Annotated in this window: 3 protein-coding genes; all 3 read right to left on the reverse strand. The window is 65.0% G+C overall.

Annotated elements, in window-relative coordinates; genetic code table 11:
* Positions 1-720: molybdopterin cofactor-binding domain-containing protein (locus EOA33_RS41400; RefSeq protein WP_127407482.1), on the reverse strand; the 720-nt coding region annotated here is incomplete at its 3' end.
* Between the two features lies 1 nt (position 721).
* Positions 722-2,089, reverse strand: coding sequence for a xanthine dehydrogenase family protein molybdopterin-binding subunit (locus EOA33_RS41405; RefSeq protein WP_127407483.1), 1,368 nt, complete (start codon positions 2,087-2,089; stop codon positions 722-724).
* A gap of 13 nt (positions 2,090-2,102) precedes the next feature.
* On the reverse strand, positions 2,103-2,385 hold a 283-nt coding region (locus EOA33_RS32475; protein ID WP_245482502.1), incomplete at its 5' end, for a 2Fe-2S iron-sulfur cluster-binding protein.

Genomic DNA, 2,385 nt, shown 5'->3' on the forward strand with positions numbered 1-2,385 from the left:
GTAGAGGGCATGGCTGATGCCCATCCAGGAACCACCGACGAGCTGCTGCTCGACCATCTTCGGGTTCAGGGCGCGGCCGATCTCGAAGACGTTCTTGACGTTGAGCACCGTCACTTCGCCCGTCTCGTCGTCGACCTCGACCTCGGCCACCGTGCAGGCATGCGCGTAGCAGGTCGACGGCTTCATCGCGCCGGTCTCCTTCTCCGGATAGGAGCGCGGGATCAAGAACATGCCGCGCCCAGAGATCGAGCGGCCGCGCTTGAAATGCGCCGACAGCGCAACGTCGAAGATCGAAATCGATTTCTGCGGCGCGCCCTTCACCAATACGTTGCCTTGGCCGTCGGTTTCGAGGTCCGAGGCGTTGACTTCCAGCTCTTCCGCCGCCACTTCCAGCATCACCTGGCGAGCTTCCCTCGCAGCCTGGATGACGGCGTTGCCGGCGCGGTGCGTGCCGCGCGAGGCGAAGGTGCCCATGCAGTGCGGCCCGGTGTCGGTATCGGCGGTGTCGACGATGACGCGGTCGGTCGGCACGCCGATGGTCTCGGCGCAGATCTGCGCCATGATCTGTTTCATGCCCTGGCCGAGATCGACGCTGGAAAGGGTGACCATAAAATTGCCGGTCGGGGTCGAATGAACCAGCGCCTGGGTCGGGTCGCCGCCGAGATTCATGCCGGTCGGATAGTTGATCGCGGCGACGCCGCGTCCGCGCCGTATCGCCATCTCAGCCTCCCTTCCTGTAGGACGAGATCGCCATGTATTTCTCCGCCACCGGCCAGTTGGCGGCGCGCGAGGCTTCCTGCATGCACTCGATCAGCGCCGCGCCCTCGGTCGGCTGGCGATGCGCCTTCATGTCGCCGTCGCGGTAGGCATTGATGAAGCGGAACTCGAGCGGGTCCATGGCGATCAGCCGCGCCAGCTTGTCCATCTGCACCTCCAGCGCAAAGTCGCCGATGGTGACGCCGAAGCCGCGCATGGCGGAGGAGGGGGTGCGGTTGGTGTAGACGCAATAAGTATCGATCCAGACGTTGGGGATCGTGTAGGGGCCGGGATAGTGCGCCGCACCCTTCTGAGCGCCATAGGGCGAATGGCGGGAGTACGCGCCGGCATCGGTGTAGCCGGTGACCTTGCGGGCAACGATGCGGCCATCCTTCATGACGCCGTCCTTTATGACGACCTTCTCGGCAGCGCGGGGCGACGAGATCTGCATCTCCTCCTCGCGGCTGTAGATAAAACAGACCGGTCGTCCGGTTAACTTTGCGCCGAGGATGGCGATCGGCTCGACGATGACGTCGACCTTGCCGCCGAAGCCGCCGCCGACCGTGCCACCGACGAAATGGAGCTTGCTGCCGGGCATCTGCAGGATGATCGAGGCGTTGTCGAGGGTGAAGAACATCGCCTGCGTGTTGGTGTAGCAGGTGAAGCGGTCGTTGCCCTCGGGCGCTACGACACAGCCGGTCGTCTCGGTCGGCGCATGCTCGATCGGCGAGGACTGGTAGGTCTGCTCGAGGATGTGGTCGGCCTCGGCAAAGCCCGCCTCGACATCGCCGAAGCGCACCTTGCGGCACTCGCCGCTGTCATACAGGTAGTGGTTCTGGCCGTGGTACTCGTTGACGAGCGGCGCGCCGGGCTTTAGCGCCTCCTCCATGTCGAAGACGGCCGGCAGCACCTCGTAGTCGACCTTGACCTTGGCAGCTGCCTCCTGCGCCGCGCGCTCGGTCTCGGCCAGCACCGCCACCACCGCCTCGCCCTTCCAGCGCACCTTGCCGTCGGCGAGCACTGTTTCGTCCTCGGGGCCGATCTGGATCAGGATCAGGATGGTGTAGACATTGTGCGGCACGTCCTTGGCCGTCAGCACCTTCACCACACCCGGGTGCTTCTCGGCTTCCGAGGTGTCGATCGCGCGGATGCGGGCGTGATGGTGCGGGCTGCGCACCATCTTCAAATGCAGCATGCCCGGAAAATTGCGGTCGGCGAAATAGGCGGTCTTGCCGGTGACATGGCCGGGCGAATCGAGCCGCGGCCGTCCCTGGCCGATCTCGTGCAGGCCGTCATTGCGCTGATCGGCGAAATAGCTCTTGCGCAGTTCCATTCTTTTGGTCCCCTCAGGCCACGTTCTGCGAATTGGAACGCGCGGCGGTGAGCACGGCCTGGATGATCGGCTCATAGCCGGTGCAGCGGCAGATGTTGCCGGATAGCGCCTCGACCACCTCTTCGCGGCTGGGATTGGGCGTGCGGTCGAGCAACACCTTGGCGGCCATGATCATGCCCGGCGTGCAGAAGCCGCATTGGGTGGCGAAGGCATCGAGGAAGGCGCGCTGCAGCGGATGCAGCACGCCGCCCTCGGCGAGACCTGCCGTCGTCCTGATGACGGCGCCGTTGCAGGTC

Origin of the sequence: Mesorhizobium sp. M4A.F.Ca.ET.050.02.1.1 (assembly GCF_003997725.1) — a bacterium.
In the GTDB taxonomy this organism is placed as follows: Bacteria; Pseudomonadota; Alphaproteobacteria; order Rhizobiales; family Rhizobiaceae; genus Mesorhizobium.